Genomic DNA, 25,165 nt, shown 5'->3' with positions numbered 1-25,165 from the left:
TACACATGTCACAGCACGCAGAGGCCCCCCGGATGGCTACTGTCGATCCTGCAGCCCAGGACAACTACATCTACAACCGCCTCCTCAAGGAGCGGATCATCTGGTTGGGCTCAGAGGTGCGTGACGAGAACGCCAACGCCATCTGCTCGCAGCTGCTCCTCCTTTCCGCGGAAAACCCGGAAAAGGACATCTACCTTTACATCAACTCTCCCGGCGGCTCCGTCACCGCGGGCATGGCGATCTACGACACCATGCAGTTCATCCCGAACGACGTCGTCACCGTGGCCACAGGCCTTGCCGCTTCCATGGGACAGTTCCTGCTTTCCTCCGGCACCAAGGGCAAGCGGTACGCCACCCCGAACGCACGCGTCCTGATGCACCAGCCCTCCGGCGGCATCGGCGGCACGGCTTCCGACATCAAGATCCAGGCCGAACTCATCCTTCACATGAAGAAGGTGATGGCGGAACTGACCGCGGAACAGACTGGCCAGACTGTGGACACCATCCTCAAGGACAACGACCGCGACAAGTGGTTCACCGCCACCGAGGCGCTTGAATACGGTTTCTTCGACAAGATCGCTGCCCACGCAGGCTCCGTTGCCGGCGGCGGCGGCACCTCGTCGAACGGCACCTCAGGCGAATCAGCCTCCGAGAACTAAACCGGCACAAGAACACTCAGATCAGGAGCAACAAAAACATGAACTACAACTTCGGGTGGTCCGCCGGTAATCTTCCGTCCAGCCGCTATGTCCTGCCCCAGTTTGAGGAGCGGACCCCTTACGGCTTCAAACGCCAGGACCCGTACACCAAGCTCTTCGAGGACCGCATCATCTTCCTCGGAGTCCAGGTGGACGACGCTTCCGCTGACGACATCATGGCGCAGCTGCTGGTCCTGGAGTCCACGGACCCGGACCGGGACATCACGCTTTACATCAACTCGCCCGGCGGTTCCTTCACCGCCATGACGGCAATCTACGACACCATGCAGTACATCCGCCCCGAGATCCAGACTGTATGCCTGGGCCAGGCGGCCAGTGCTGCGGCCGTCCTGCTGGCCGCCGGTACGCCCGGCAAGCGGCTGGCCCTGCCTAACGCCCGCGTCCTGATCCACCAGCCGGCGCTGTCCGGCGGCCAGGGCGGCCAGGCTTCGGACCTTGAGATCCAGGCCGCCGAGGTCATGCGCATGCGGTCCTGGCTTGAGGACACGCTGGCGCACCACTCCGGCCGGACGTCCGAACAGGTCAACAACGACATCGAACGCGACAAAATCCTCACCGCAGAAGAAGCGCAGGTGTACGGCCTGATCGACCAGGTCCTGGATTCACGCAAGATCAAACCGCAGGCCATCAGCAGGTAGCGGTAAAGTAAAGCGCCGGTGGCGCCAATCATTTGGCTCCACCGGCCTTTTCCTTCCACCCTCGGAAGCGAATGTGACCTAGAGTGGATGTTGTCACAACCGGTCCACGCAGGCTGGGTGGGATTCCAGCAACGGTGCAAGGCTGCCTGGCAGCAAAATACTAAGGGGTTCACATATGGCTCGGATTGGCGAGAGCACGGATCTGCTGAAGTGCTCTTTCTGCGGAAAGAGCCAGAAGCAGGTGCGCAAGCTCATTGCCGGGCCCGGTGTCTACATCTGTGATGAGTGCATTGAGCTTTGCAACGAAATCATCGAAGAAGAACTGGCGGAAGTTGCAGACCTCGGCAGCTTCGAGCTTCCCAAGCCCCGCGAAATCTTCGACTTCCTGCAGGAATATGTGATCGGCCAGGAGCCTGCAAAACGCTCCCTCGCCGTCGCCGTCTATAACCATTACAAGCGGATCCAGGCCGGCCACGCGCCGAAGTCAGGCACTCTGGCCGAGGGCGGCCATCATGACGACGTCGAGATCGCCAAGTCCAACATCCTCCTTATCGGCCCCACCGGCTGCGGAAAGACCTACCTGGCCCAGACGCTCGCCCGCCGCCTGAACGTGCCCTTCGCTGTAGCCGACGCCACGGCCCTGACCGAGGCCGGCTACGTGGGCGAGGACGTGGAGAACATCCTCCTGAAGCTCATCCAGGCCGCCGACTACGACGTCAAAAAGGCCGAGCAGGGCATCATCTACATTGACGAGATCGACAAAATCTCCCGTAAAAGCGAGAACCCCTCCATTACCCGCGATGTCTCCGGCGAGGGCGTCCAGCAGGCCCTGCTGAAAATTTTGGAGGGCACTGTTGCCTCCGTTCCTCCGCAAGGCGGCCGGAAGCACCCGCATCAGGAATTCATCCAGATCGACACCACCAACGTGCTGTTCATCGTCGCCGGCGCCTTCGCCGGCCTCGAGGAAATTATCGGCTCGCGGTCCGGACGGAAGGGGATCGGCTTCGGCGCGCCCCTGAATGAGGCCAGCAAGAAGATCGACTCCTACGGCGAAGTGATGCCGGAGGACCTGCTGAAGTTTGGACTCATCCCCGAATTCATCGGCCGGCTCCCCGTGATCACCACCGTGTCCAATCTGGACCGGGACGCCCTGATTCAGATCCTTTCCACGCCCAAGAACGCGCTGGTGAAGCAGTACCAGAAGATGTTCCAGATCGACGGCGTGGAATTGGTGTTCGATGACACCGCCCTGGACGCAATCGCGGAGCAGGCATTCGAACGCGGCACCGGTGCCCGCGGCCTGCGCGCCATCATGGAGGAAGTGCTGCTTCCTGTGATGTTCGATCTTCCCAGCCGTGAAGATGTGGCCAGCGTGGTCATCACCGAGGACGTCGTCCTCAACGGCGCCGAGCCCACCATGATCCCGCACGTCACCAAGCGCCGGAAGTCTGCCTGATCCGGCGCCTGCCCGGGCCCTCGTGTTGATACAGGCGGCGTACCACTACGCCAGTTGTGGCTGCCCCCTGCGCAGCCACCCACCCCGGAAGGACTCTCCATGACTGAAGCTGCTGCCAGTACTGAACCTGCACGGAACAAGGCGGACTTCTGGTTCGATCCGCTGTGCCCCTTCGCCTGGATCACTTCCCGGTGGATTGGCGAAGTGGAGGGCGTCCGCGACATTGAAACTGTATGGCACGTCATGAGCCTTGCCGTCCTGAACGAGGGCCGTGACCTCGAGCCCGCCTACCGGGAATCCATGGACAACGCCTGGGGCCCGGTCCGCGTCATAATCGCGGCGCAGAAGGACTACGGCCAGGAAGCGGTTAAGGCACTGTACGACGCCATGGGCTCGATGATCCACGAGCGCGGCGAGAAGGACCGCGCCGTCGTAATCACGAAGGCGCTGGCGGAGTGCGGTCTGCCTGCCGACCTGGCGGCAGCCGCCACTACCGATGCCTTCGATGCCGATCTGCGTGCAAGCCATGAAGAAGGCATTTCGCTGGTGGGCGAGGACGTGGGAACGCCTGTGGTCGCTTTCAACGGCACGGCGTTCTTCGGCCCGGTCCTCACCAGGATCCCGCGGGGCGAGGATGCAGGCAAGCTTTGGGACGCCACCACGGCCATCGCTTCCTACCCGCACTTCTTCGAACTCAAGCGCAGCCGCACAGGGCGGCCCGAATTCGACTGATCATGTGGTGCCGGCCCCGCGGCAGGGAGCCGAAGAGCCCCGCTGGAACTACTCGTTTGTAGTTTCACCGGGGCTCTTGTGCTTCCCCGAGGGCAGGACAAGAATGGTTTTACCCCCTTCGAAAGAAGAGGGACGCAGAAACCAAAGATTCAGTGACATGTATTCAAACGCAGCCATCGGCAAAGTTAGAAGCAGGCTACCAGTGACGAGGTAGGAAGACCTGAAGATTCTGAGGATTCTGCCAGACCATCAAGGCGTCACCAGATGGCCGAAAAAGTCGAAGCCCCACCAACGGCAAAACGCTGATGGGGCTTCCCCTTTGCCCTGGGACGGTTAGTCCGGTCAGGCCTGGGCCGGCTCCTCCGAGGCAGCCAGGGCCACGTCGCTCACCGTCAGGTCGCCGTCGCCCACCAGCAGGGTAATTTCCCGGGCGTTCGACGCGGCCTTCAGGTCGCCAAGCCCCGCCTCCAGCTGTGCGGTAAGCGCTTCGGAGGCCGTGATGGTGGCCGAGAGAACCTCTGTCCGCTGCTTGACCTTTGCCTCGGACTTCGCCTTGCGGACTCCGCTCAGCGCAACACCGACGGTGGCAAGCATCGTGGTGTCACCGATGGGAACGTCCAGCGGTGCGGGCCACGGCGCCCGGTGCACCGAGCCGTTGCGCCACCATCCCCAGACCTCTTCAGTGGCAAAGGGCAGGAACGGTGCGAACAGCCGGAGCAGGGTGTCCAGGGTGGTGGCCAGTGCTGCGAGCACGGAAGCCTGTTCGGCCTCACCCGCGGCGCCGTATGCCCGGTCCTTGATAAGTTCCACGTAGTCGTCCGTGAACTGCCAGAAGAAGCTTTCGGTGATCTGCAGCGCGCGGGCGTAATCGTAGTTTTCGAACGCCCTGGTGGACTGGGCCACGACCTCCGCGAGCTGGGCAAGAACTGCCCGGTCCAAGGGGTTGGTCAGTACCGGTAGATCGCCGGAGAGCACCGATGCTTCTGTTGCGCCGAGGTTCAGGACAAACTTCGAGGCGTTCAGCAGCTTGATGGCCAGGCGGCGGCCGATCTTCATCTGGGCGATCTCGTAGGCGGTGTCGGCCCCCAGTTTCGCCGAAGCGGCCCAGTAGCGGACAGCGTCGGAGCCGTATTCCTCCAGGACGTCGGTGGGGACCACCACGTTGCCCTTGGACTTGGACATCTTCTTGCGGTCCGGGTCGAGGATCCAGCCCGAGATGGCAGCATGCTTCCACGGGGCGCTGTTCTCCAGGGCGTCCGCGCGGACCACCGAGGAAAAAAGCCAGGTCCGGATGATGTCGTGGCCCTGGGGCCGGACGTCAAACGGGAACACCTTCGCGAACAGGTCCTCATCACGCTTCCAGCCGCCCACGATCTTAGGTGTCAGGGAGGACGTAGCCCATGTGTCAAGGATGTCAGCGTCGCCGGTGAAGCCGCCGGGAACATCGCGCTGGGCTTCATCGAAGCCGGGGGCGGCGTCGGCAGCCGGGTCCACGGGGAGCTGGTCGTCGGACGGCACGATGGGGGAGTCGTAGTCCGGGTTGCCGTCGGCATCCAGGGGGTACCAGACGGGGATGGGCACGCCAAAGAAGCGCTGGCGGGAGACCAGCCAGTCACCGTTCAGGCCGGAGATCCAGTTCTCATAGCGTGAGCGCATGAAGGCGGGGTGGAAGTCGATTTCCTGGCCGCGGGCGATAAGCCGCTCACGCCGGTCCTCGTCCCGGCCGCCGTTGCGGATGTACCACTGGCGGGATGTCACCACTTCAAGGGGCTTGTCGCCCTTTTCGTAGAAGTTGACGGGGTGCATGATCTTTTTGGGCTCGCCCTCGAGCAGGTCCGCAGCGGTGAGGAGCTTGACCACCTCTTCCTTGGCGCTGAAGACGGTCTTGCCCGCAATGGCGGCGAAGGCTTCCCGGCCGATGTCGGTGGTGATCCATTCGGGAGCCTCGCTGATGATCCGGCCGTCCCGCCCCACGATGGCGCGGGTAGGAAGCTGCAGTTCGCGCCACCAGGTCACGTCAGTCAGGTCGCCGAAGGTACACACCATGGCGATGCCGGACCCCTTGTCCGCTTTGGCGAGTGGGTGGGCCTTAACTTCAACCTCGACGCCGAACACCGGGGACGTGACCTTCTTGCCGAACAGCGGCTGGTACCGTTCGTCGTCGGGATTCGCCACCAGTGCGGCGCAGGCAGCCAGCAGTTCGGGACGGGTGGTTTCGATGTAGATCTTCTCCCCGTCCTCGGTGAAGAACGGGTAGCGGTAGTACGCCCCGGGCACCTCGCGGTCCTCCAGTTCGGCCTGCGCGACGGCCGTGCGGAAGGTGACATCCCAGAGGGTGGGCGCCTCGGCCATGTAGGCGTCGCCCGCAGCCAGGTTGGCCAGGAAGGCCCGCTGGGAGACTGCGCGCGAGTTGTCGTCGATGGTGCGGTACGTCAGTTCCCAGTCCACGGACAGGCCAAGGGTCTGGAACAGGTTTTCGAAGACCTTCTCGTCCTCGACGGCAAGTTCCTCGCACAGTTCGATGAAGTTCCTGCGGGAGACGACGTCGAAGTCACGCTGGTTCTTGGCTGGCTGTGCCGGCGGCTGGTAGTCAGCGTTGTACGGAATGGAAGGGTCGCAGCGGACGCCGTAGTAGTTCTGCACTCGGCGTTCAGTGGGCAGGCCGTTGTCATCCCAGCCCATGGGGTAGAAGACGTTCTTGCCGGTCATGCGCTGGTAGCGCGCCAGCACGTCGGTCTGCGTGTAGGAGAACATGTGCCCCACGTGCAGTGATCCGGAAGCGGTGGGAGGGGGAGTGTCGATCGAATAGACCTGCTCCCGGGTGGTTTCCCTGTTGAACTTGTAGGTCCCCTCGGCAAGCCAGCGCTGCGTCAAGGCAGCTTCGAGGCCTTCAAGGGCCGGCTTGTCCGGAACGTTGATGGGGGCGGTGTTGGGCGTGTCTGTACCCTGAGTGTCTTCAGCCATCTGCCAATTGTTTCATGTCCCCGCACGTCCGCCTGCCGGAGGGCATCAGCCGCGCAGCGCGGGCACCAGCGTCACAGGCCGACACAGCTTCCGGCCTTCGCCGGACGGCTGGCGCTAGGGTGGTGCAATGACTTCGGACTTCCAGGAAAAGGCAGCTTTGGTAACCGGTGCGAGCAGCGGAATCGGGGAGGCAACGGTCCGCGCGCTGGCAGCCCAGGGGTGGACGGTGTTCGCGGTGGCCCGCCGTGCAGAGCGTCTTGCCGCCCTCGAAGCCGAGACTGGCGCCGTCGCGCTTCCTGCTGACATCTCAGAGGACGACGACGTGTCCCGGCTGCTTGCCCGGGTGACCGAAGCGGGGGGCATAGACACCCTGGTCAACATTGCGGGCGGAGCCAGGGGAGCGGACACCATCGGCGACGCAAGTACCGAGGACTGGGAGTGGATGTACCGTGTCAACGTCCTGGGCACCATGAAGCTCACCAGGGCGTTCCTGCCGATGCTCCGCGCCCACGGCGAAGGCACTGTGCTGAACCTGACCTCCACGGCGGGCATATCGGCCTACGAGGGCGGGGGCGGCTACAACGCTGCCAAGTCCGCGCAGCACGCCATGACCGGTGCGCTGCGGCTCGAGGAAGTGGCAAACAACATCCGGGTGATCGAAGTGGCGCCCGGCCTGGTTCAAACCGAGGAATTTGCCTTGAACCGGCTGGGTGACCCGCAGGCCGCCGAAAAGGTCTACCAGGGAGTTGAGAAGCCGCTTACGGCAGAAGACGTGGCGGAGGTAGTCCGTTACGCCGTAACTGCACCGCACCACGTCAACCTGGACCAGATCGTGATCCGTCCGGTGGCCCAGGCCGCCAACCACAAAATCATCCGCAAGGGTTAGCCAGCCCGACGGCGGCACGAGGCAGGCCGAGGCGGCGGCGTGCACTGCGGCTTCCGGCACCGTCCATCTGCCAACTCTTATTGGTGGCCCGGGCCCGGGAATAGTAGACTCGAAAGCGGCTACGACCCGGCTATCACCGGTGAGCTTCCGGAAGAACGCGTTAACCGCCGGCCAGGTGGGAAGCGTCAGTAGAACCGGACGGGTAAGCCCGTCACAGCAGTAATGAGAGGCCGGAGCACGCCTGTTCCCCCGGGAACTGGCAGCGCCGGTAAGTGAGGTGGTACCGCGGTGAGCGTGAAGTCCAGGCGGACAGCACGGCAACCGTCCTCGCATCCTGAACGGAACTGAAGGCCCCGGCCGGCAGTTCGCCCAGCTCAACCCAGGATGTCGAGAATGACGTATTACCCGAAGGCCTCAGCCGCCACCAGTGGCACCTCCTCCAGGGGTGCAGGTGTCTCCGCTTCCGTGAAGTTCCCGGAAATCGAAGAGCGCATCCTCAAATACTGGGACCAGGACGGCACCTTCCAGGCCAGCATCGACCAGCGCAGCGCCGACGCCCCGGGCGGTGCACCCGGCAGCAACGAGTTCGTCTTCTACGACGGGCCGCCCTTCGCCAACGGCCTGCCGCACTACGGCCACTTGCTGACCGGCTACGCCAAGGACCTGGTGGGCCGCTACCAGACCCAGCGCGGCAAGCGCGTGGAGCGCCGCTTCGGCTGGGACACCCACGGCTTGCCGGCAGAGCTGGAAGCCATGAAGCAGCTGGGCATGACGGATAAGACCCAGATCGAAGCCATGGGCATCGACAAGTTCAACGACGCCTGCCGCGCCTCCGTCATGAAGTACGCCGACGAGTGGCGCAACTACGTGACCCGCCAGGCACGGTGGGTGGATTTCGACAACGACTACAAGACCCTCAACGTCGAGTACATGGAGTCCGTCCTCTGGGCGTTCAAGCAGCTCCACGAAAAGGGCCTCACCTACAACGGCTACCGCGTGCTGCCCTACTGCTGGAAGGATGAGACGCCGCTGTCCAACCACGAGCTGCGCATGGACGACGACGTCTACAAGAACCGCCAGGACCAGACGGTAACGGTGACCTTCCCCATCACTGCCGGCGAATCGGAACTGTCCCGGCAGCTCGCCGGCGTGCAGGCGCTGGCCTGGACCACCACACCCTGGACGCTTCCCACCAACGCCGCGCTCGCCGTCGGGCCCGCCATTACCTACGCCGTACTGCCCGCGGGACCCAACGGCATCAAAGCCGCCTCCGCCGACGCACCCGTGAGCGGCAGCTTCCTGCTCGCTGCGGACCTGCTGGCCAACTATGCCAGGGACCTCGGGTACGACGACTTCGAGGCAGCGCAGGCCGCCGTCGTCTCCACGCACACCGGCGCAGAGCTGGAAGGCCTGGCGTACCAGCCGCTGTGGCACGACTTCGCGGACAACGAAAAATACGGCATGGAAAACGCCTGGCGGTTCCTCGTGGCCGACTACGTCACCACCACCGACGGCACCGGCATCGTCCACCAGGCCCCGGCCTACGGCGAGGATGACCAAAAGGTCTGCGAGGAGGCCGGCATCCCGGTGATCCTCTCCGTTGACGAAGGCGCAAAGTTCCTCCCGCTCTTCAAGCACGGCGACCTTCACGACATCGTGGGCCTGCAGGTCTTCGAAGCCAACAAGCCCATCACGCAGGTGCTGCGCGCCCAGGGCCGCCTGGTCCGCCAGGCCAGCTACGAACACAGCTACCCGCACTGCTGGCGCTGCCGCAACCCGCTGATCTACCGGGCCGTGTCCTCCTGGTACGTGGAAGTCACCAAGTTCAAGGACCGCATGTCCGAACTGAACCAGGAGATCAACTGGATCCCCGGCAACGTCAAGGACGGCCAGTTCGGTAAGTGGCTCGAAAACGCCCGCGACTGGTCCATCAGCCGCAACCGGTATTGGGGCAGCCCCATCCCGGTGTGGCAGTCCAGCGATCCCGAATATCCCCGCACCGACGTCTACGGCTCCCTCGCCGAGATCGAAGCGGACTTCGGCCGCTTGCCGCTGAACAAGGACGGCCAAGTTGACCTGCACCGCCCGTTCATCGACGACCTGACCCGGCCCAACCCGGATGACCCCCGCACTCCGGAAGAGGGCCAGTCGGTGATGCGCCGCGTGGAGGATGTGCTGGACGTCTGGTTCGACTCCGGCTCCATGCCCTACGGCCAGGTGCACTACCCGTTCCAGAACGAGGCCTGGTTCGACACCCACAACCCTGCGGACTTCATCGTGGAGTACATCGGCCAGACGCGCGGCTGGTTCTACATGCTGCACATCCTTTCCACGGCGCTGTTCGACCGGCCAGCCTTCCGCAACGTCATCAGCCACGGCATCGTGCTGGGCTCCGACGGGCAGAAGATGTCCAAGAGCCTGCGCAACTATCCGGACGTCTCCGAGGTGCTGGACCGCGACGGCTCGGACGCCATGCGCTGGTTCCTGATGTCCAGCCCCATCCTCCGCGGCGGCAACCTGGTGGTCACCGAGCAGGGGATCCGCGACGGCGTCCGCCAGGTCGTCCTGCCGCTGTGGAACGTGTACAGCTTCTTCACGCTGTACACCAACGCCGCGGCCGGCGGCGCAGGGTATGACGCCCAGCTCCGCTACGACGGGTACGCCGACACCCTGGACCAGTACCTGCTGGCCAACACCGGCGAACTGGTCCGGAACATGACGGTTCAGCTGGACACCTATGACATCTCCGGCGCCTGCGACGAACTGCGCAGCTACCTGGACATGTTGACCAACTGGTACGTCCGCCGGAGCCGCCAGCGGTTTTTCAATGAAGACCAGGACGCCTTCGACGCCCTGTACACCGCACTGGAAACCGTGTCCCGCGTGGCCGCGTCCCTCCTGCCGCTGGTCACCGAGGAAATCTGGCGCGGCCTGACCGGAGGCCGCTCCGTGCACCTGGCCGACTGGCCGGACGCCAACCTGTTCCCGGCCAGCCCGGACCTGGTGGAGGCCATGGACAAGGTCCAGCAGATCTGCTCCACCGGGTCCTCCCTCCGCAAGGGAGCAAACCTCCGTGTCCGCCTGCCGCTGCAGGAACTGACGGTCGTGGCACCGGGCGCCGACGCCCTCACCGGTTTTGCCGGCGTCGTGGCCGATGAGCTCAACCTCCGCTCAGTCCGCCTGCTGGATGCGGCCACTGCCTCGCCCGAGGAGTTCGGCATCCAGCAGAAGCTGGTGGTCAATGCCCGTGCCGCCGGCCCGCGCCTGGGCAAAAACGTGCAGCTGGCCATCAAGGGCTCCAAGTCCGGCGACTGGTCCGTGGACGACGCCGGTACGGTCACCGCCGGCGGGCTCCAGCTGGAACCGCAGGAGTACACGCTGGAGACAGTGGTGGCTGATTCCGAGGGCGGACCTGCTGAATCAACGAAAGCAGTCGCTGTCCTGCCGGGCGGCGGATTCGTCGTCCTCAACACCGAGGTCACCCCCGAACTGGAAGCCGAAGGCCTGGCGCGCGACATGGTCCGTGCCATCCAGCAGGCACGCAAGGACGCCGGGCTGAAGGTCAGCGACCGCATCCGGACCTCAGTGACGGCCCCGCAGAACGTCGTCGACGCCCTGCTTGCCAACGCTGACCTGGTCAAGGGCGAAACGCTCACCGTGGACCTCACGGCGGAACCCACTGATATCGCAGAGCCGGCTGTCGGCGTCGAAAAAGTAGAGGCGTAATCCATGACTGACGAATTTTCCGTAGAGAGCGTCTACGCCGAACTGCTGGGCCGGGCGCCGGAAAACAAGATGGAGCCGCGGCTTGCCCCGCTGTTCCGGGCGATGGACGTGCTGGGGGAGCCGAACAAAGCGTTCCCGATCATCCACGTCACCGGGACCAACGGCAAAACGTCCACCGCCCGGATGATCGAATCGGTCCTGCGGGCCCACGGCCTGAGCACCGGACGGTACACCAGTCCGCACCTGACGAAGGTCACCGAACGGATCAGCATCGACGGCCATCCCGTCCCGGACGAGACCTTCGTCCGGATCTGGGATGAGATCCGGCCGTACCTGCAGATTGTCGACGCCGAGCTGGAGGCAGAGGGCCAGCCGCGGCTGACGTACTTCGAGTGCCTCACCATCCTTGGTTTTGCGGTCTTCGCGGACCAGCCCGTTAACGTGGCGGTCATTGAGGTGGGCCTGGGCGGCATTACGGACGCCACCAACGTGGGGGACGGGCAGGTTTCGGTGGTCACACCCATTTCGCTGGACCACACCGACCTGCTCGGGGACACCACCGAAGACATCGCCTACGAAAAGGCCGGCATCATCAAGCCCGGCGGCTACCTCGTCAGCGCCGCCCAGCCGCTGGACGCCGCCCAGGTCCTGCTGGAGAAGGCCAAGGACGTTGGCGTGCCCTTCAAGTTCGAGGGAGTGGAGTTCGGCGTCGAGTCCCGGACCGTGGCAGTCGGCGGCCAGATGGTCACCATCCAGGGCATTGCCGGCCGCTACCCGGACTTGCTGGTGCCGCTCCACGGGGCACACCAGGCGCAGAACGCAGCAGTTGCCGTTGCAGCGCTGGAAGCGTTTTTCGGCGGCGAAAAGGAACTTGGGTTCGACGTGCTCCAGGAGGGCTTCGCGGAGGTCACTTCGCCCGGCCGGCTTGAGGTGGTCCGCACAGCGCCCACCATCGTGGTGGACGCCGCCCATAACCCCGACGGCGTCAAAGTTTCCGCGGCTGCCCTTCAGGAGGCCTTTACCTTCACCAGGCTTGTCCCGGTGGTGGGCATCCTCAAGGAGAAGGACGCCGAAGAGATTTTGCGCCAGCTCAAGGAATCCCTGGGCGGGATGGCGGAGGAGTTCTGCTTTACGCAGTCCAATTCACCGCGCGCCGTGCCGGCAGCCGAACTGGCCGAGCTCGCCATCGATCTCGGCTTCGGCGAAGACAACGTGCACGTAGCGGAGAAACTCGATGACGCCCTGGAGTGGGCTGTGGAACGCGCCGAAGCGAACGACGACCTTTCCGGCGGCGTTCTGGTCACAGGCTCCATCACACTGGTGGCCGAGGCCCGCATCCTGCTCGGGAAGACGGAGGCATAGCCGATGGCGAAGCTGACCAAAGCCCAGCGCGAATGGCGGCCGGGCATGCCCAGGAAGCGGCGCTCCACCAAAGTGATGTTCGCGTCCACCGTGCTGCTCCTGGAAGCCTTTGTTATGTTCTTCGCCACCCTGGCGGTGTTCGGGCTTCGCCGCGGGGAGTTCCCGCCCGCACTCATCCTCGGGGTGGGAATCGGCCTGAGCGTGCTGATGATTGTGGCCTGCGCCTTCCTCACCAAACCGTGGGGCATTGGGCTTGGCTGGATCCTGCAGCTTGTCCTGATCCTCACCGGCATCTTCGAGCCTGCCATGTTCCTGGTGGGTGCCCTGTTCGCAGCAGCCTGGTGGTACGGGATCCGTACCGGAATCCGGCTGGACCGGGAAGCCGGTGAAAGGGCCCGCGAGCAGGCGGCCTGGGAAGCGGCCCATCCGGAAGAGTCCGCGGGGCCCGGCCAGCAGCCCCCGTCCCCGTAAACAAAGTCACCGTAGACTTGACCCGAAAACCTCTACCAACGCATTGGAGCAGTTGTGACTACTGAGCGCACCCTCGTCCTGATCAAGCCCGACGGCGTCGCCCGCAACCTCACCGGGGCCATCCTGGCCCGGATCGAAGCCAAGGGCTACACCCTGGCGGAGCTGAAGAAGGTGGAGGCATCCCGTGAGCTGCTGGAGCAGCACTACGAGGAACACGTGGGCAAGCCCTTCTACGAGCCGCTGGTCGAGTTCATGCTCTCCGGTCCGGTGGTGGCAGCCATCTTCGAAGGCCACCGCGTCGTCGAAGGCTTCCGCGCCCTGGCCGGCACCACTGACCCCACTACGGCCGCCCCCGGCACCATCCGCGGGGACTTCGGCCGCGACTGGGGCGTGAAGGTCCAGCAGAACCTGGTGCACGGCTCCGACTCCACGGACTCTGCCGAGCGCGAGATCAAGATCTGGTTCCAGGGCTAACAGTCCGGGACGACAGATAAGGCCGATGTTCTTCGCGAACATCGGCCTTATCTGTCACCTCGCTTGGCTGGGCTGCAGCGTCAGAAGCCCGAAGTTCCGGCGAAAACCTGGATGAAGGCGAAGAAGATGGTGGCAATGACCGCCACGTAGAGCAGTGCGGTGATAATCCACCCGGAATCGCCCAGGATCCGGGCCGCGTTGGCCGGCACCGGAATAACCCCGGCGGTGATGTTCCGGATGGTCACCCAGACGAACAGGGGAATCATCGCCGCCCAAACGATCATGCAGAACGGGCACAGCACGTGGATGTCGTAAAGGGCCTGCGACCACAGCCACACCACAAAGACAAAGCCGAGCGTGACGCCTGCCTGCAGTCCTGCCCAGAACCAGCGGGCAAAGGTGGCTCCGGCCAGCAGTCCCATGCCCACCGTGATAACTACGGCAAACGCGACGATCCCGATGAACATATTGGGGAAACCGAACAGAGAGCTCTGCCAGGTCTGCATCACCTGGCCGCAGGAGATCCAGGGATTTACGTCGCACACGGTGGTGTGGTTGGGGTCCTGAAGCACTGCAAGCTTTTCCAGGACCAGGGTCCCCGAGGCGAGCCAGCCGATGACTCCTGTGATGACCAGCAGCCAGCCGAAGGGCTTGTTCCGTGTCATCGCCGGCACAGCACCTGCTGTCCTCCCGGCCGGGTCCGCGTCCTGGTTCAGGCTCCGTTCCTGTGCAGGGGTGCTGCTGAGGGGGGAGATGCTGGGCATTGGTGTGGCGTCCTTTTCATCCGGTGCTCCTTGCCTGATTGTAACGCCGGAGGCTGGAAGGAAGGTCCAGGCGGACGGGAACAGCCGGCGGATCCGGTGCTGCCTCCGACGTGATTTAGTCCGGGTATGAGAGAATGATGGTGGCTGGAAGCCGATCCACATTCGGACTCCGGTCCGGTGGCTTGTTCCCAAGACCGCCAATGACGAGCAGGGCAGGCATCGGTCTCACCGACGCAGTCTCCCGCGACTCCATTGCGCGGCACCTGGTTGTGGCACGTAGAACAACGGGTTTCAGAACATCCCACCGGCCCCCACGGGCTGCCGCACCCCACTGCCGGTGCGAACCTGGGGGTATCCACTTGACTTCTGTCAACGCCTGCGGGTCTTGACAATATGTGCCCCAATGGGTGCCGGATGTGGCGGTACGTCAGGGGCAGGAGTGTTGCCACATATGGATAATGAACAAGTTTCAGCCGTTAACGACGAAGCATCGGCCGCGGAGGCAGACGCTGCCCCCAAAAAGGCTACGAGGACCCGCCGGAAGGCCGCTCCCAAAGCCGAGGCCCTGACTCCGCCAACGGACCTTCCCGCAGAGGGCGCCGCCAGCGCTGACCCTTCCGCAGCTGCCGCCGTCGAAGTGGAAGCGGATGTTGTGGAATCCGGCGCTCCGGAGGCCAAAGCTCCCGTCCGGCGGACGCGTGCCCGGAAAAAGGTAGAAGCAGCGGAACCGCTCCCCGCCTTCGCCGAAGACGCAGAACCCGAATCAGCAGCCGTTAACTCCACGCCGGACACCGGTGCTGATGCCGGTGCAAGCGCCGGGACCCCTGGGCTCGACGCCGCGGAGCCGGCCGCCGAAGTCGTTGAAACGAAGCCCGTCCGGCGCCGCCGGGTTGCCACGCGCAAGACCTCCGCGCCTGCCGTCGCAGTGGAACCCCCAGCCGCAGCGGCAGAGCCGGCAGGGGAACCCGCCGCTACCCAGTCACCCGCAGATCTCCCGGCAGCCGTAACTCCGGCCGGCGCTGCTGAGGCAGCCGCCGCAGTGCCCGCAGCAGCAGTCCGGCCGAACGCACCAGAGGCCCCTGCAGAAGAAGCTGCAGAAGAGCCAGCCCCCGAACCGGAGGCCGCACAGGCTGCTCCCAACATTGAGGCACCGCAGGCAGCCACCGCGGAAACGGCGCCCGCGGCTCCTTCCAGCCCCTTCGGTTCCCTTTTCATGGAACCCGCTTCCCCCACCTCCGTGCTGTTCCAGGCGCCGGACCTGAGCACCGTGGTGCGTCCGGCTCCCGCAGTAGCGGAAGAGGTTGGAGAGGACGACGCCGAGGACGGCGATGCGGAAGACGCCAACGGCCGCCGCAGGCGCCGGGGACGGGGCCGCCGCGGCCGCAGCCGCCTCGGAGAGCGGGAAGCCGACACCGACCTCGAAGGCAGCGAAGATGTTGACGGAGATGTCCCGGACGACGCCGACGAGGAGTCCGCGGGACAGGTGGAGGAAGGCGTCACGTCCCGCCGCCGCCGCCGCCGTCGCCGTGGCGACCAGGACCTCGAACTGACGGGTGGGGGAGACGACGATCCGCCCAACACGGTTACCCGCGTGCGCGCACCGCGCGCCGTGACTGAACCGGCCGTCAGTAACCGCGTCACCAGCGTCAAGGGATCCACCCGGCTGGAGGCGAAGAAGCAGCGCCGGCGCGAGTCGCGTGACACCGGCCGCCGCCGCACCGTCATTACCGAGGCCGAATTCCTTGCCCGCCGCGAGTCTGTCGACCGGCAGATGATTGTGCGCCAGCGCGACGACAGAATCCAGATCGCCGTCCTCGAAGACGGCGTCCTGGCCGAGCATTTTGTGTCGAAGACCCAGCAGGATTCCCTGATCGGCAACGTCTACCTCGGCAAGGTCCAGAACGTGCTGCCTTCCATGGAAGCCGCCTTCGTGGACATCGGGCGCGGCCGGAACGCCGTCCTTTACGCCGGTGAGGTGAACTGGGAAGCCGTCAACCTCGAGGGCAAGCAGCGCCGTATCGAAAATGCGCTCAAGTCCGGTGATACCGTGCTGGTCCAGGTGACCAAGGACCCCGTGGGACACAAGGGCGCACGCCTGACCAGTCAGATTTCACTCCCCGGCCGCTACCTGGTGTTCGTGCCCGGCGGTTCCATGACCGGCATCTCGCGCAAACTGCCCGACGTAGAACGCAACCGCCTCAAGCGCATCCTCAAGGACCGGCTCCCGGAGCAGGCGGGCGTCATTGTCCGCACCGCCGCCGAGGGAGCGTCCGAGGAAGAGCTGACACACGACATCAACCGCCTGCGCGCGCAGTGGGAAGGCATCGAAAGCCAGTCGAAGTCCACCAAGATCCTTGCTCCTGAGCTGCTGTACGGCGAACCGGACCTCACCATCAAGGTGGTCCGTGACGTCTTCAACGAAGACTTCTCCAAGCTGATCGTTTCGGGCGAGGAAGCCTGGGACACCATCGAGGCGTACGTCACCTATGTGGCGCCGGACCTGGTGGGACGCCTCGAAAAGTGGACCAAGGACCAGGACATCTTCGCTGCCTGGCGCATTGACGAGCAGATCCACAAGGCGCTGGAGCGGAAGGTCTTCCTCCCGTCCGGCGGTTCGCTGGTGATCGACCGCACCGAAGCCATGACCGTGGTGGACGTCAACACCGGCAAGTTCACCGGCAGCGGCGGCAACCTCGAAGAGACGGTGACCAAAAACAACCTCGAGGCTGCTGAGGAAGTGGTCCGCCAGCTCCGCCTCCGCGACATCGGCGGCATCATCGTCATCGACTTCATCGACATGGTCCTTGAATCCAACCGCGACCTCGTTCTGCGCCGCATGGTGGAATGCCTGGGACGCGACCGCACCAAGCACCAGGTTGCCGAAGTGACCTCCCTTGGCCTGGTGCAGATGACGCGAAAGCGGATGGGCACCGGACTCCTGGAAGTCTTCGGCGAGCAGTGCGAAGCGTGCGCCGGCCGCGGCGTCGTCACCCATGACGACCCCGTTGAGCACCGGCGGGCCAACATCGTGGCCGCCGAACACCACGTCCAGCGGACCGACAGCCGGCCGGAACCCCGCAGCGAAGGCCACCGCAATGACGCCCCGCGCATCGACAGCAGCCAGGCCGGCGTGCGTCCGGACCGGAAGCGGCGGCGGGGCCGTGGCGGCCAGCAGCCCGAGGTTGCCCCCGCGCCTGCCGTGCCCGTCCACACAGTCCAGCCCGACCCCTCTGACGCTGAGCGGCACGCGAAGGCGGAAGCCACCCGGCTGGCCCTTGCCAACATCGCCGCCGCCGCGCATGCAGCCCACTTGCACGACGACGAAGTGGCCGCAGCCAGGCAGGCTGCCGCGGACCATTCCGCGCCCGCCCCTGCCCCGGCTCCCGCAGTGGAAACAAACCGCGACGACGATGCGCGCCCGGCCGCCGTGCTGACCTTCGGCGGCGAGAAGGTGGTGCTGCCGTTCGTTGACCATGCTGAGGAGCAGCCGCAGAAGCCCGCACTGACCCTGGACCGGCTTGCCGAAGCGTTCGCCCACCTGGGCCAGCCGGCGCCCGCACAAGCGGAGCCTGAGCAGACCGAACCGGAGCAGAAACCGGCGGAGCGCGTGGAGCCGGTCCAGCCGGCCCGCGTGCCTGCTGCAGCCGCTGCCGGGGAACCGGCGAAGGACTACACGGACCACACGCTGGAGCAGTCCCGGCAACGGCGCCCGCGGCGCAACCGCAGTGCCAGCCGTGCCCAGGGAGCAGCCAACGAAACCTCCGTGCAGCATCACGAAAGCGTGGCGGCAGCCAGCACAGGGCATGCCCACGAGGCAAAGGCTCCGGCGCCGGCCGGTGACGGCGGTGCCGGCCTTGAAAAAGCGTCAACAAAGCCCGCAGAGGCGCCCATCATCCTGGGCGTAGGCGTACCGGCCTCGGAGCTCTAGCCGGAGCGCTCACGGGCACGTACCGGCGCGTTTCAACAAGTCCCCGTTCAGTGGACAAAACCCCAGGAATTTCCAGGGGATTTGTCCACTGGGCGGGGACTTTTGCGTGCAGGGCCCGCAGGGCGGGATGCGGAGCTGCGCGCCATCAGCGTGCGGCTTCGGGTCGCAATGTGTCACCTTCAGCCTGGGGCGGGCAAAAAAGCTAGGCTGGGGAACCGACACGGGGTGCCGCGCAGAGAGCCGGCTGAGATTCAGACCCGTTGAACCTGTCCGGTTAGCACCGGCGAAGGGATGTCCTTTGTCTACGACTCTTGTAATGCCCGCAGCCACCCCTGGACCCGCCACTGCGGCGCCGGCATTGCCGGGCCGGCAGGTACCCAGGGTCCTGTCCATCGCCGGCTCGGATCCTTCCGGCGGTGCCGGTATCCAGGCGGATTTGAAAAGCATCGCGGCCCTCGGGGGGTACGGGATGGCAGCCATCACTGCCCTCACAGCCCAGAACACGCACGGAGTAAGGTCCTTTCACGTGCCCCCTGCAGCATTCCTGGCAGAGCAACTCGACGCCATCAGCGACGACATCACCATCGACGCCGTGAAAATCGGAATGCTCGGCAACGCCGACGTCATTGGAGCGGTGGCGCAGTGGCTGCAGAAGGTGCGGCCCACCGTCGTGGTCCTGGACCCAGTGATGGTTGCCACCAGCGGCGACCGGCTCCTGCACGAGTCTGCCGAAACGGCCCTGCGCGAACTCCTGCCGCTGGCACACCTCATCACCCCCAACCTCGCGGAGCTCGCCATGCTTGTGGGCGGGCAGTTGCAGGACAGCTGGGCCGGCGCGCTGGACCAGGGCCGCGCCCTCGCAGCCGCCAGCGGCGCAACCGTACTGGTCAAGGGCGGCCACCTGAACGGCAACGAGTGCCCGGACGCGCTGGTCAACACCCTGGGCCTGCTGTCCCATGAAGTGGTGGAGGTGCCAGGGGAGCGGGTTGCAACGCGGAACAGCCACGGCACGGGCTGTTCGTTGTCCTCTGCAATGGCCACCGCCCAGGCGCGGCTGGGGGACTGGGAAGCGTCACTCCGGGAAGCCAAGCCGTGGCTGGCCGGCGCGCTCAAGGCCTCGGGAACCCTGGAGGTGGGGACAGGCAACGGGCCGGTGCATCATTTCCACCACCTGCAGCCGGTGCCGGCGGAAGGCAGCTTCGCGGCGCAGCTGCGGGGTGAGGCGCAGCCGGACCTGGAGGATATCTATGCCCTCGGCTTCATCCGGGACCTGGCCACGGGCAGCCTTCAGGAGCACCAGTTTGAGTACTACCTCGCGCAGGACGCCCTCTACCTCAACGGCTATTCACGAGTTCTGGCAAGGGCGAGTTCGCTTGCGCCCACCGAGGCGGAGCAACTGTTTTGGGCTGCTTCGGCCGGGCAGTGCCTGGAGGTCGAGTCGGAGCTTCACCGCTCCTGGCTGGGCGCGCGCTCGGTCCTGCCCCGGCTCGGCCCCGTCACCAAGTCCTACGTTGACCACCTGACGGCGGCCTCGGCGTCGGGCAGTTATGCGGTCCTCGCGGCGGCAGTCCTGCCCTGCTTCTGGCTGTACGCCGAGGTAGGCGCCACGCTCCACGCCCAGTTTGTTGCCGCCGGTGAACCTTCCGCGCACCCTTACGCGGAGTGGCTGCGCACCTATGCCGACGAAGACTTCGCCGCCGCCACCCGCAGGGCCGTTGCCATAGTGGATGAAGCGGGACGCAGGGCCTCCGCTGCCGAGCGGGCCGCCATGATCACGGCATTCAAACAGTCCTGCCGCCTGGAAGTGGACTTCTTCGACGCGCCGCGCCTCCATGCCTGACACCGTGGCTGCGGCCTTGCCGGTAGTATGGTGGGGCACGGTCCCGAGGCCGGGATTCAGCAGTGGTACTTATCACAGCCAGCCCGCCGGAACCAGCCTCATTTGCGGCCGAAGCCAAAATTAGCGTATTCTGGATCTTCGGTGCTTACGCCAACACTTGGGTTATGACCCCACGGCGTTGAGGCACAGCGAGAAACCAGGCTTTTATTGGCCGGTTCCGCACGCAAATTTTGTAATAAACGTCGAGAGAAGTGAGTTCCCAAGTGGTGTACGCGATTGTCCGCGCAGGCGGCCGCCAAGAGAAGGTTTCCGTTGGAGACTTCGTTACCCTTAACCGCGTCGCCGGTGGAGCTGGCAGCACTATCCAGCTGCCCGCACTGCTCCTGGTTGATGGTGACAAGGTCACCACCGCCGCTGCTGACCTGGCCAAGGTAACTGTTACGGCTGAGATCCTGAACGACCTCCGTGGTCCGAAGATTGTGATCCAGAAGTTCAAGAACAAGACCGGTTACAAGAAGCGCCAGGGTCACCGCCAGGAACTGACCAAGGTCAAGATCACTGGTATCCAGTAACCTTCGTTACTGTTCAGGTTTTTCAGCAGATCCCCAGAATTTAGAGGCAGGCATTTCAAATGGCACATAAAAAGGGCGCGAGCTCCACTCGGAACGGTCGTGATTCCAACGCTCAGTACCTCGGCGTTAAGCGCTTCGGCGGCCAGGTCGTCTCCGCAGGCGAGATCATCGTCCGCCAGCGTGGCACCCACTTCCACCCGGGCGCCGGCGTTGGCCGTGGCGGCGACGACACCCTGTTCGCACTGACCCCGGGAGCCGTTGAATTCGGCACCCGCCGCGGTCGTCGCGTCGTCAACATCGTTGCTGCTGCAGCTGCAGAGTAACAAACAGTTCTGAAGCGGTGGAGCGGGCCAGTTGGTCCGCTCCACTGTTCTTTTAACCGCATTACAATCGTCTTGGCGCCCCGCGGCGTCCAGGAAACAGCATTGAGGAGAACCACGTGGCCAGCTTTGTAGACCGGGTAGTACTGCACGTATCCGGCGGTGCCGGCGGTCACGGATGCGTCTCCGTCCACCGCGAAAAGTTCAAGCCGCTTGGCGGTCCCGACGGCGGCAACGGCGGCAATGGCGGCGACGTGATCCTTCGCGTTGACCACCAGACCACTACCCTCCTTGACTACCACCACGCACCCCACCGCCACGCCACCAACGGTGGCCCGGGCATGGGTGACTGGCGTGGCGGCAAGAACGGCGAAACCCTGATACTCCCCGTCCCTGACGGCACCGTGGTCAAATCCAAGGACGGCACGGTCCTCGCGGACCTCGTTGGTGAAGGCGCCGAATACGTAGCCGCAGCAGGGGGCATCGGCGGCCTCGGCAACGCCGCGCTCTCATCACAGAAGCGCAAAGCTCCCGGGTTCGCCCTGCTCGGTATCGAGGGCGAGTCCAGCGACATCGTCCTGGAGCTTAAGTCGATCGCCGATATCGCCCTGGTGGGCTTCCCGTCCGCCGGCAAGTCCAGCCTCATCGCCGCCATGTCCGCGGCCAGGCCTAAAATTGCTGACTATCCTTTCACCACGCTGGTTCCCAACCTCGGCGTGGTCCAGGCCGGTGACGTGCGCTTCACCATCGCCGACGTTCCTGGCCTCATCGAAGGCGCCAGCGAAGGCAGGGGACTGGGCCACCACTTCCTGCGCCATGTTGAGCGTTGCGCCGCACTGGTCCACGTCCTTGACTGTGGCACCCTCGAGTCGGACCGGGACCCACTCGCCGACCTCGCGATCATCGAGGCCGAACTGGAAAAGTACGCCGTGGACATGAGCTACGCCGGGCAGGACGGGGAAGTTGTTCCGCTGAACCACCGCCCCCGCCTCGTGGCGTTGAACAAAGTGGACCTGCCCGACGGCAAGGACATGGCCGAGTTCGTCCGCCCGGAACTCGAATCCCGCGGCTACCAGGTGTTCGAGGTGTCGGCCACCAGCCATGAGGGCCTCCGCCAGCTCGGCTTCGCCATGGCCGGCATCGTTAAAGCTGCCCGCGAGGCAGTGGCCGCCGCGCCGCCCAAGGTCCAGCCGGCCGTGTTGCGGCCCCGGGCCGTGAATGAATCCGGATTCAGGATCCGCCGCGAGGAAAAGGGCCTGGAGCCGCTGTTCCGCGTCCTGGGAGAGAAGCCGGAGCGCTGGGTCAAGCAGACGGACTTCACCAACGAGGAAGCCATCGGCTACCTGGCCGACCGGCTGGCCAAGCTCGGTGTGGAGACGGAGTTGTTCAAGCAGGGCGCCAAGCCCGGCGACACCGTGGTGATCGGCGGGGACGACGGCGTCGTCTTCGACTGGGAACCCACCATGATGGCGGGCGCGGAACTCCTGGCCTCTCCCCGCGGCACCGACATCCGTTTTGCCGACATCGGTGACCGTCCCACGCGCGGCCAGAAGCGCGAAGAGCAGCAGGAACGCAAGGATGCCAAGGCCGCCGCCCGCGCCGAGCTGGAAGCGGAACGCAAGGCCGGCATCTGGACCGAGTCCGTCAGCAGCCGCAGGGTGGCCAAGCCCCTCAAGGAGAGTGGACTGGACGCAGGCGATGAGTTCTAAGGCCGGGGCTGCGGAACCGCTCACCCGGTCCGTGGACAGGAGCGTCCTTGCGAACGCCGGCCGCGTTGTGGTCAAGGTGGGTTCGTCGTCACTGACAAGCATCAAGGGCGGCATCTCCGAGAAGTCCCTGACGGCCTTGGCGGACGCCCTGGCCGCCAAGCGGAATGCGGGGACCGAGATCATCCTCGTCTCCTCCGGCGCCATTGCCGCCGGCCTGGCTCCGCTGGGCCTTGCCAAGCGTCCCCGCGATCTCGCCACGCAGCAGGCAGCGGCGAGTGTTGGGCAGGGCCTGCTAATGGCCCGCTATACCCAGGCCTTCGGTGCACACGGCGTCACCGTCAGCCAGGTCCTGCTCACCGCCGAGGACCTGATGCGGCGCAGCCAGCACACCAATGCGTTCCGCGCCCTGGACCGGCTGCTCAACCTTGGTGTGGTCCCGGTGGTCAATGAAAATGACACTGTAGCCACGCACGAAATCCGGTTCGGCGACAACGACCGCCTCGCAGCCCTGGTGGCCCACCTGGTGCGCGCGGACGCGCTGGTGCTGCTCTCCGACGTCGACTCCCTGTACGACGGACCGCCCTCGCTCGGTGCCAAGAGGATTCCGCTCGTGGAAGGCCCCCACGACCTTGACGGCGTGTCCATCGGCAAGACCGGCAAAGCCGGTGTCGGTACCGGCGGGATGCTGACCAAGGTGGAGGCTGCGTCCATGGCCGCCGGCTCCGGCATCCACGCCCTGGTCACATCCACCCCCAACGCCGCTGCCGCGCTGAACGGCGAAGACGTGGGCACGTGGTTTACGGTCAACGGGGCCCGCAAGCCGGTCCGTCTGTTGTGGCTGGCTCACGTGGCGTCCGTCCAGGGCCGCCTGGTGCTGGACGACGGCGCCGTCAGAGCTGTGCGCCATCACCGCACATCGCTGCTGCCCGCCGGAATCTCCGCGGTGCACGGTGATTTTGAAGCCGGCGACGCCGTCGAGATCGCCAGTGCCGACGGCACCGTGGTTGCCCGCGGACTCGTCAACTACTCCGCGGCCGAGCTGCCCCAGATGCTGGGCAGGTCCACCAGGGACCTCGGTGAGACTTTGGGCAGCGGCTATGACCGCGAAGTTGTTCATGTAGATGACCTCGTGCTGGTGTGAGCCCCGGGCTCGCCTAAACTTGGAGCATGACTGAAGCCCTGATCCACCAGACCGCTGAAAACTCCAGAGACACTGCTGCGCCTGCCGGTGCGCCGTCCGTCGAGTTCCCCGCAGCATCGGTCCCGGCTGACGTTCCGCTTTCTTCCGGTGACGTTGAGGCAGCAGTGCACGCCGTCGCAGACCGTTCCCGCCACGCTGCGCGGCGGATGGCCATGGCCAACCGGGCCTGGAAGGACCGGGCCCTTCGCGCCGTGGGCACTGCCCTGCAGGAGGGCACCGCCGCCATCCTCTCTGCGAATGCCGCCGACGTCGCAGCTGGAAAGGCCAACGGCACCTCCGCCGCCATGCTGGACCGGCTTACCCTCACAGAAACCCGGATTGCGGGACTCGTGGCCGCCCTCGATAACCTGGCCGGCCTGCCGGATCCCGTGGGCAACGTGGTCCGAGGGCAGACCCTGCCCAACGGGCTGCGCCTTCGGCAGGTCAACGTACCCATGGGCGTGGTGGCGGCCATCTACGAGGCGCGGCCGAACGTCACCGTGGACATTGCCGGCCTGGCCCTCAAGAGCGGCAACGCCGTTATCCTTCGGGGCGGCAGTGCGGCCCAGGCCACCAATGAAGTGCTGGTCCGTATCCTGCGCGAGGCACTCGAATCGGTGGGCCTGCCTGCCGACGCCGTCCAGACAGTTGACCAGTACGGCCGTGCCGGCGCCAATGTCCTGATGCGCGCCCGCGGCAGGGTGGACGTGCTCATTCCCCGCGGCGGCCGCGAGCTCATCCAGACTGTGGTCACCAACTCCGCTGTTCCCGTTATCGAGACGGGGGAGGGGAATGTGCATATCTTCATTGACGAGTCCGCCAGCGAAGACATGGCCGTGGAGATCCTGCTGAACGCCAAAACCCAGAGGCCCAGCGTGTGCAATACGGTCGAGACGCTGCTGGTCCACTCCGGGTCAACGGTCCTGCCTGCCGTTGCCGCCGCCCTCAGCAAGGCCGGCGTCCGGCTGCACGCCGACGAGCGTGTCAGGGCATCCCTTCCCGCTTCGATCGCGTCCGAACCTGCCACTGACGAGGACTGGGCCACCGAGTACATGGACCTTGACCTCGCTGTTGCCATGGTGGACAGCATGGACGAGGCCGTGAAGCACATCCGCACCTGGTCAACGGGGCACACCGAGGCGATCCTCACCAACGACCTCGCCAACGCGGAGCGGTTCATTGCCGAAGTGGATTCCGCCGCCGTCATCGTCAACGCCTCCACCAGGTTCACCGACGGCGGGGAGCTTGGCCTGGGTGCCGAGGTGGGCATTTCCACCCAGAAGCTGCATGCACGCGGCCCGATGGGTCTGACGGAACTCACCACCACCAAGTGGATCGTTCAGGGCGAGGGCCAGATCCGCGGGTAGCAACGCGGTAACATATACCAGAAGTCAGAAACGGCGGAGCTTTCCGCTGCCACAATT

General features: G+C 65.2%; 18 protein-coding genes and 1 riboswitch. Of the genes, 16 read left to right on the top strand and 2 right to left on the bottom strand.

Features of this window, described 5'->3' with window-relative positions:
* Window positions 1-32: 32 nt before the first annotated feature.
* The 4 genes from AC5RT4_RS03940 (at window position 33) to AC5RT4_RS03925 (ending at window position 3,545) form a co-directional block, all read left to right on the top strand.
* Window positions 33-659, top strand: coding sequence for an ATP-dependent Clp protease proteolytic subunit (locus AC5RT4_RS03940; protein WP_494040145.1), 627 nt, complete (start codon window positions 33-35; stop codon window positions 657-659).
* 38 nt (window positions 660-697) lie between these two features.
* Complete coding sequence (locus tag AC5RT4_RS03935; RefSeq protein WP_494039898.1) at window positions 698-1,357, top strand: ATP-dependent Clp protease proteolytic subunit; 660 nt, start codon at window positions 698-700, stop codon at window positions 1,355-1,357.
* Between the two features lie 175 nt (window positions 1,358-1,532).
* A complete protein-coding gene (gene clpX, locus AC5RT4_RS03930; RefSeq protein WP_494039897.1) occupies window positions 1,533-2,813 on the top strand; it encodes an ATP-dependent Clp protease ATP-binding subunit ClpX in 1,281 nt (426 codons plus the stop codon).
* Between the two features lie 99 nt (window positions 2,814-2,912).
* The gene (locus tag AC5RT4_RS03925; RefSeq protein WP_494039896.1) at window positions 2,913-3,545 is read left to right on the top strand and encodes a mycothiol-dependent nitroreductase Rv2466c family protein; all 633 of its coding nucleotides are present in this window, start codon (window positions 2,913-2,915) and stop codon (window positions 3,543-3,545) included.
* Between the two features lie 342 nt (window positions 3,546-3,887).
* Here AC5RT4_RS03925 and valS read toward each other — a convergent pair whose 3' ends face one another.
* Window positions 3,888-6,509 carry a valine--tRNA ligase gene (gene valS, locus AC5RT4_RS03920; RefSeq protein ID WP_494039895.1) on the bottom strand — a complete coding sequence of 874 codons (2,622 nt, stop codon included), beginning with the start codon at window positions 6,507-6,509 and terminating at the stop codon, window positions 3,888-3,890.
* A gap of 127 nt (window positions 6,510-6,636) precedes the next feature.
* Here valS and AC5RT4_RS03915 point away from each other — a divergent pair, with 127 nt between their 5' ends.
* The 5 genes from AC5RT4_RS03915 to ndk all read left to right on the top strand — a co-directional run bounded on the left by AC5RT4_RS03915 (window position 6,637) and on the right by ndk (window position 13,428).
* Complete coding sequence (locus AC5RT4_RS03915; protein ID WP_494039894.1) at window positions 6,637-7,395, top strand: SDR family oxidoreductase; 759 nt, start codon at window positions 6,637-6,639, stop codon at window positions 7,393-7,395.
* 393 nt (window positions 7,396-7,788) lie between these two features.
* Window positions 7,789-11,121 (top strand): isoleucine--tRNA ligase, encoded by a 3,333-nt coding sequence (ileS, locus tag AC5RT4_RS03910; RefSeq protein ID WP_494104892.1) that lies wholly within the window; start codon window positions 7,789-7,791, stop codon window positions 11,119-11,121.
* Window positions 11,122-11,124: 3 nt separating this feature from the next.
* Window positions 11,125-12,483, top strand: a complete 1,359-nt coding sequence (locus AC5RT4_RS03905; protein WP_494039892.1) for a bifunctional folylpolyglutamate synthase/dihydrofolate synthase — start codon at window positions 11,125-11,127, stop codon at window positions 12,481-12,483.
* 3 nt (window positions 12,484-12,486) lie between these two features.
* Window positions 12,487-12,954, top strand: a complete 468-nt coding sequence (locus AC5RT4_RS03900) for a DUF4233 domain-containing protein (RefSeq protein ID WP_494039891.1) — start codon at window positions 12,487-12,489, stop codon at window positions 12,952-12,954.
* 54 nt (window positions 12,955-13,008) lie between these two features.
* Window positions 13,009-13,428, top strand: coding sequence for a nucleoside-diphosphate kinase (gene ndk, locus AC5RT4_RS03895; protein ID WP_494039890.1), 420 nt, complete (start codon window positions 13,009-13,011; stop codon window positions 13,426-13,428).
* 80 nt (window positions 13,429-13,508) lie between these two features.
* Here the strand turns inward: ndk and AC5RT4_RS03890 are convergent, their stop codons facing one another.
* On the bottom strand, window positions 13,509-14,192 hold the full coding sequence (locus AC5RT4_RS03890) for a vitamin K epoxide reductase family protein (RefSeq protein ID WP_494039889.1): 684 nt from the start codon (window positions 14,190-14,192) through the stop codon (window positions 13,509-13,511).
* A 451-nt stretch (window positions 14,193-14,643) separates the two neighbouring features.
* On the opposite strand from AC5RT4_RS03890, the gene AC5RT4_RS03885 reads away from it, so the two are divergent.
* The 7 genes from AC5RT4_RS03885 (at window position 14,644) to AC5RT4_RS03855 (ending at window position 25,108) form a co-directional block, all read left to right on the top strand.
* Window positions 14,644-18,120 carry an Rne/Rng family ribonuclease gene (locus AC5RT4_RS03885; RefSeq protein WP_494104891.1) on the top strand — a complete coding sequence of 1,159 codons (3,477 nt, stop codon included), beginning with the start codon at window positions 14,644-14,646 and terminating at the stop codon, window positions 18,118-18,120.
* Between the two features lie 211 nt (window positions 18,121-18,331).
* Window positions 18,332-18,429, top strand: a riboswitch (TPP riboswitch).
* A 7-nt stretch (window positions 18,430-18,436) separates the two neighbouring features.
* Entirely contained in the window at window positions 18,437-19,960 is a 1,524-nt protein-coding gene (gene thiD, locus AC5RT4_RS03880) for a bifunctional hydroxymethylpyrimidine kinase/phosphomethylpyrimidine kinase (protein WP_494104908.1), read from the top strand.
* Window positions 19,961-20,223: 263 nt separating this feature from the next.
* The gene (gene rplU / locus AC5RT4_RS03875; RefSeq protein WP_306639081.1) at window positions 20,224-20,532 is read left to right on the top strand and encodes a 50S ribosomal protein L21; all 309 of its coding nucleotides are present in this window, start codon (window positions 20,224-20,226) and stop codon (window positions 20,530-20,532) included.
* A gap of 59 nt (window positions 20,533-20,591) precedes the next feature.
* Window positions 20,592-20,855, top strand: coding sequence for a 50S ribosomal protein L27 (gene rpmA, locus AC5RT4_RS03870; protein WP_009372867.1), 264 nt, complete (start codon window positions 20,592-20,594; stop codon window positions 20,853-20,855).
* Window positions 20,856-20,971: 116 nt separating this feature from the next.
* Window positions 20,972-22,561 (top strand): GTPase ObgE, encoded by a 1,590-nt coding sequence (gene obgE, locus AC5RT4_RS03865; protein ID WP_494039887.1) that lies wholly within the window; start codon window positions 20,972-20,974, stop codon window positions 22,559-22,561.
* The gene (gene proB, locus AC5RT4_RS03860) at window positions 22,551-23,702 is read left to right on the top strand and encodes a glutamate 5-kinase (protein ID WP_494104890.1); all 1,152 of its coding nucleotides are present in this window, start codon (window positions 22,551-22,553) and stop codon (window positions 23,700-23,702) included. Before obgE ends, proB begins: the two co-directional genes overlap by 11 nt.
* A 26-nt stretch (window positions 23,703-23,728) precedes the next feature.
* Complete coding sequence (locus AC5RT4_RS03855; RefSeq protein ID WP_494039885.1) at window positions 23,729-25,108, top strand: glutamate-5-semialdehyde dehydrogenase; 1,380 nt, start codon at window positions 23,729-23,731, stop codon at window positions 25,106-25,108.
* The last annotated feature ends 57 nt before the right edge of the window (window positions 25,109-25,165 follow it).

The organism is Arthrobacter sp. sptzw42 (genome assembly GCF_059089685.1).
Note: the sequence above shows the minus strand (reverse complement) of the source record. Positions and strands in the feature narration are given on the sequence as shown.